Here is a 5,819-nt window from a genome sequence, read left to right as displayed (position 1 = left end):
TATTGTACACAAAAAAAGACCCTACAAGATGACCTTTTTTAAAGTGTCCATCTTATAGGGTACATTTTACTGCGGCGCTGCGCAGGTCGGTTCCTTCTTTTTTTTCGCAGCAATAATGGATGATGGCTTATTCTGCAAGCGGGATGAGGATGGTGAATTCCGGGTTTGGCGCATAAGGGTCACGGCTCATTGGATAAAATTCCAAATGCGTCAAGCCATCGGAAAGCGGCTTATGCCCGTTCTGCTTGATCCAGTTATACACGTATTCGTAGGAAGACGCTATGTTTTCGTTCGCGTGATGATCGTATGTGGCATACGTCAGATGAGGAATAGAGAGACTGTACATGCCTTCCGGTACGCAGCCTACTGCCTCTGCCTGAACGGCTGCATAATGAGTAAAGCCTGTACTTGTCGTGTGAAAAGAAAGCCCGAGCAGCTTATTGCGCTCCCGCACATGGTTGATTTCCGTCACACGCTGCTGCAATTGCTTCTGAATTTCTTTAATTCCGCCTGCGGCTGCTTCGGCAAAGGTGCCTTCCCATTGTAGTCCTACGACGTGAAAAGCTTCCCGCTCTGTAAGGACTACCTCCTTCAAAACGTTCATTCTAATCCCTCCTGTGCTGGACTATTTGCCATTCGAGCGTAAACGGCTGTCGCCACCCTTTGGCGGCAAAGCTTCCGTTTCGCGTAGAAATATAGAGAAAGTATGAACAAATCATATCCTTTCCTATATTTCAATCAAAATCCGTACGTGAAACGCTTTCACTTCCTAAACCGCCGCACGTTCACTGCCGTCTTGTTATCCTGTTCAGCCGTTTAGAGACTACTCTATTATTTCTCTATAAGAGGGGAATTTCCTTTTGCATTAATGGGAAAATTTAAGAGGTTTTGTGGCATCTAGATGGCAGCTGAAAACGCTAGAATCGCTGCCGCGCAAGGGATGGAAAACGAAAAAGTGAATCGGTCCGCCTTGAAACAGGTCTAAATCGAGAGAAGCATGGCGAGAATAAATGCTAGAGAAGACTCTATTTTTAAAAATAAAAGCATCGCGAAACGGTAGCTTAGCCCCCAGAGGACGGCTTCAGCCGTTTACGCTTGAGAGGAAGGCAGGTTGACTAATGATGTTTCATTCAAAATATCAATCCACCGCTCGGCAAGAGGAGACGGATGTATGGCAGGAGCTGCCGCAGGTGCTTATTCATCGCATGCTTCAGCGCGTGGAAGGCGTTCTGCTAGGCAAGCGGGAGCTGATCAGGCAAATGTTCACCGCGCTGCTGGCGGGTGGGCATGTGCTGCTGGAGGATAAGCCGGGAGTCGGCAAAACCGTGCTTGCAGAAGCCTGCGCCCGTGTCATTGGCGGGGAGTTTAAGCGCATTCAGTTCACATCGGACATGCTGCCGTCGGATGTGCTCGGCGGAGCGGTATGGGATGCGGCTCGAGGCGAGCTCAAGTATGTAACAGGCCCGATCATGGGCAATGTCGTGCTGGCAGATGAAATCAACCGTGCTTCCCCCCGTACACAGTCCGCATTGCTTGAAGCGATGGAGGAGCGGCGGATTACGGTGGATGGGGAGACGAGGCCGCTCCCGTCGCCGTTTATGCTGATTGCTACGCAAAATCCGCTGCGTTTTGAAGGGACGAGCAGGCTGCCGGAAGCACAGCTGGACCGTTTTATGATGCGGCTGTCCATTGGATATCCCGAGCCGCAGTTTGAGAAGCAATTGCTGGAGCAGTATGCCGATGGGCAGAGGCAGGAGCCTCATAAAATCAGGCCAGTGCTAATGCCGGAGGAATGGCTGCGGATGCAGCGGGAAGTACAGCTGGCCCATGTGCATCCTGGCCTGATTGAATATATGGTGCAAGTGGCAGACGCATCGCGGAAAATGCCTGAGCTATCGCTTGCGATGAGCCCGCGTGCGGGCAGGGACTGGCTGCGAGCGGCGCAGGCTTCCGCTTATTTGGAAGGCAGAGGTTATGTGCTTCCGGATGATTTGCTGGCGACAGGCGAAGCGGTGCTTGCGCACCGGCTGGAGGTTTATCCGGGGGCGCCGGGGCGGATGACAGCAGCGCAGCTTGTAGAGCAGCTGCTGCGCGCTACACAGCTTCCAGCTGCCGTACTGCCGAAAGCTGCGGGAGGGCGGCGCTAATGGCTTCTTCCAGTGCAGATAACGAAGCAGTGAAGATAGGGCAAGGGGATGCTGGGAAGCGGCAACCGAAAGAGCCAAGTATCGAGCACGAGGCAGAAGCGGAGCAAGAGCTGGGACAGCAGAGGCTTGGCCGGACGCGATGGGGTGTATGGGTGCTCCTGTTAGCGGGATGGTGCGCTGCCCTCGCAGCTGTCATTCAGCGGGGAATGGCGGTGGAGTGGTTTATGTTCGCTGTGCTTGGTTGCATGATGCTGCTTAGCGCCGGATTGCCTTGGCTTGCTATACGAGGCCTGAATGTGAGCCGTCAGCTTGACGAAGAGACGATTCGCGATGGGGGAGAGGTTGAGGTGCAGCTAATGCTGGGCCGCGCTTTTCCAATTCCATTCGTTTGGCTGGCAGTGGAAGATACGATGGTCAATGGGAGTACGGTCAAGCAGGAGCGAGCCGCCTATCGATATGCGGCGCTGCTTCATTTCGAAACGGGACTCGCGCTTAGTTATAGGGTGCAGCTTATTCGGCGCGGGAAGCATTGTTTTGAGGCGCTTACCGTTACGGTAAGCGATTATTTAGGATTAACGGCTGTTAGCCGAACGTTTGTTTGCCGCAGCGAGCTGCTTGCGGTTCCCGCACTGCCAGAGGCTGTAGCGGCTCCGGGTGTGGCGGCGCTTCGGGGTAGCGGCTTGGCGACTGTTATTAGGCTGCATCCAGAAAAGATGGATGCTCAGGAAGCGGGCTCCGGGCATGAGCCGTCTGAACGTCAGCATGCCGGAAAACAGGCAGGAATGGGCCCGGAGATGCGGCCGTACCGGGAAGGGGATTCGCTGCGCCATGTCAATTGGAGGGCCGCCGCACGTGGGCGGGGGCTACATACGAAGGAGCATGGCACAACGCTTCATCGCCCATTGGTGCTCATGGCGATAGACAACACGGCCAACGCTTATAATGGCGACGAAAGGTTTTTTGATGCCTGCGCCGGTTGGGCTGCCGGTGTGCTGGAGCAGGATCATATTGCGGGAAACCGGGTGCGGCTAATTGCTGGTCAGGCGGCCATAGACGATGGTGGGCCGGGGACACATGTGAAGGCGGCATCGGTACTGCCATCGGGGTCGGCACAGCAAGCTGGCGGCTCAGGAAAGCCGTTGGGAGCGGAAATGGATGAGCGGCAGGAGTGGGAAGCGGGAAGCTCAGCTAACGCGGAGGGAAATGCATGGCTGGAAACGGGTGCATACGAGGACAGCAGCGCAGCTGCGAGTATGCAAGAGGTGCTGGAGCAGCTCGCACGGCTGAAGCTGGTGCAGAATGGGCGGTTTGTTGCAAGGGTAAGCGGCGAGCTTGACCAAATGACTAGAGGCGGCATATTGCGCTGCTTCACCGCCGATTGGCGCAATAGCGCAAGCTGGGGGCAGCTGGCCTCCCAGGCAGCAGAGCAGGGCTGCCAAGTGCTGCTGTATATGCTGATCAAGCAAAGCACACCTTCTTTTGCGATGCGTGAGCAGCAGAAATGGCTGGAGAGCTTCGGTGTCCGCACATATTGGCTGACGTATCCGGAGCGGATGAATGTACAGCCGCAGTTAACGAAGGGAAGGATTCGCTATGGCGATATTTAATGCTCAAGGGGGGCCGGCATTCGGCTACCGCATATGGACGAGCTTGCTGCTGTTTGGCTTGCTTGCCGAGTGGATGCTTCCATGGTCGGAGGCTGGCAGCCGTTATTATATTGATGTGGCTCAGCCTTTAATTCTATTTGTAGGCTGTATTGCTATAGCTGGCTTGCTGCGTGCGCCTTGGTATATCATGCTTGTCGTTTATGCCGTCATTAGCATAACAGGCTTGATGCGTCTGTACAAAGGTCCGGATGTGGGACCGTTGGAGTGGGCATCCGGTTTTGCTAGCCGGTTTGCTGAGGAAGTGGGTGGACTATTCGGGATGGGAGCAGGAGCATGGGGCATGTCAACAGAGCTGCAGGCGCTGCTTCTGTTTACCGGTTTTGCGCTGCTCGTGCCCGCGCTGCAGGCTTTAATTTGGCTGCGCCAGCTAGGGCTGGCTTTGGCTGGCATAACGGCGGGGTATTTGATTTTGCTGCATGTATGGCTTGGCATGGACGTGCTGAATGGGCTGCTGCGCGTGACGGTGGAAGGCATGCTGCTTGGAGCGATTGTCATGTTCGCACGCATGAGAAGGCTGCAAGGAGAAGAGAGCAGGGAGGAAGCGCAAACGGCTTCTTATCGCTGGTCAGCTTCTGCTTTCGTTATTGTGGGGCTGTGCCTGGGCGCCGGACTTCTGTTCTCAGGCGGGAAAACCGCCGCGAATAGCCCAGCAGCGTGGACAGAGCCGCTAACCGCAAGGCTGGAGCAGTATGTGCTTGGTTTGGAGCGCGGCAATCCGAAGGCTGCTCTGGCTTCGGCAGCTGCAAGCGGAAGCAACGCTTCCACGGGCTATGGATTTGATGACAGCACATTAGGCGCTCCGCTAAAGCAGGATGAACGGATCATTTTTACGGGACTGTCTCCTGCTCGCACATATTGGCGCGGGGAGACGAAAGCCTTTTATACGGGTAAAGGGTGGCAGGAAACGGAGCAGCGTTTGACGCTGCTGCCTATTCGGAATGGCGGAGAACGGATTGTGTCCGCTAATGGAGAGGGAAGTGTGGAGGAAGATCGTGAGGCGGTAGAGGTCATTGCAGAGGCAGGGACAGAGACAGAGGCAGATACAGATACTGCGATAAAGACAGATACAGTGACAGATGCAGAGGCTGGAGAAGAGAGGGAGATAGAAAGCCAAGGGACAGGCACGGAGACAGCCGTCAGTCCAGATCGAACCGTCGTTCAAACGGTGCTTCTTGAACAGGCCGAGCGCGGCTTCCCTCTTTTTATGGGCGGAACCTCCGGCACTTTGCTGGATTTAACCTCCTCGGAGCCAAGGAGCAAGCTGAACACTTATTTGAAAAATGAAGCTTCGGGCACGCTATATGCGCCTTCGGAGAAGTTGCTTATAGAGAGGTACACCATTCAGACGCAGCTTCCGGTGATGGATGAAGCTGTCCTGCGCAATGGCGGTATTCAAGCTGGGGAGAAGGAAGCTATGGCCGAGTATTTACAGCTGCCGGAATCGCTGCCGAGCCGTGTTGCTGCACTGGCAGCAGAGGTATCGGGGGGCGGTGTAACGAGCCGCTATGATCAGGTGAAGGCGGTTGAAACTTATTTGCGAAGCAGCTACAGGTATTCGGCTGAAAATAGTACGGTCCCTAAAGGCGGAGCAGATTTCGTGGACGATTTTTTGTTTAAGCAGCATGAAGGGTATTGCGTGCATTTTTCCAGTGCGATGGTCATTATGCTCCGAACACAAGGCATTCCGGCTAGATGGGTGAAGGGCTTTGCGCCCGGAACGGTGTCGGCGGAGCAGCTGGATGCACGAAATGACACCGCACATGCAGGCGTGAAGCTGACTGCCTATGAGGTGAAAAGCAAGGATGCCCATGCCTGGGTCGAAGTGTATTTCCCAGACGCAGGCTGGGTTCCTTTTGATCCGACGCCGGGGTATGGCGGCGAGGGGACAGCCGCGGGAGCAGCGCTCGCGGGCTTGGCCGGCACAGCCGGCAGTGCGGCGGCGGGCGGCGAAGGGGCCGCGGGAGCTGCTGCCAGCGCTGCTGCGCGCCCGATGGGGCAGCGCGCG

At 55.6% G+C, this 5,819-nt stretch carries 4 protein-coding genes; 3 read left to right on the top strand and 1 reads right to left on the bottom strand.

Annotated features, from left to right (window positions below; genetic code table 11):
• Positions 1-127 precede the first annotated feature (127 nt).
• Positions 128-604 (bottom strand): GyrI-like domain-containing protein, encoded by a 477-nt coding sequence (locus tag WH37_RS32880; RefSeq protein ID WP_046234895.1) that lies wholly within the window; start codon positions 602-604, stop codon positions 128-130.
• Between the two features lie 514 nt (positions 605-1,118).
• On the opposite strand from WH37_RS32880, the gene WH37_RS32875 reads away from it, so the two are divergent.
• From WH37_RS32875 to WH37_RS32865, 3 genes are all read left to right on the top strand, one after another.
• Entirely contained in the window at positions 1,119-2,147 is a 1,029-nt protein-coding gene (locus WH37_RS32875) for an AAA family ATPase (RefSeq protein WP_231594469.1), read from the top strand.
• On the top strand, positions 2,147-3,754 hold the full coding sequence (locus tag WH37_RS32870; protein WP_046234894.1) for a DUF58 domain-containing protein: 1,608 nt from the start codon (positions 2,147-2,149) through the stop codon (positions 3,752-3,754). Before WH37_RS32875 ends, WH37_RS32870 begins: the two co-directional genes overlap by 1 nt.
• Positions 3,741-5,819: transglutaminase-like domain-containing protein (locus tag WH37_RS32865; protein ID WP_046234893.1), on the top strand; the 2,079-nt coding region annotated here is incomplete at its 3' end. The genes WH37_RS32870 and WH37_RS32865, both read left to right, overlap by 14 nt.

The sequence above is a fragment of the Paenibacillus algorifonticola genome (assembly GCF_000971975.1).
In the GTDB taxonomy this organism is placed as follows: domain Bacteria; phylum Bacillota; class Bacilli; order Paenibacillales; family Paenibacillaceae; genus Pristimantibacillus; species Pristimantibacillus algorifonticola.
The sequence above is the reverse complement of the archived record's forward strand: the minus strand, read 5'-3'. Positions and strand labels throughout refer to the sequence as shown.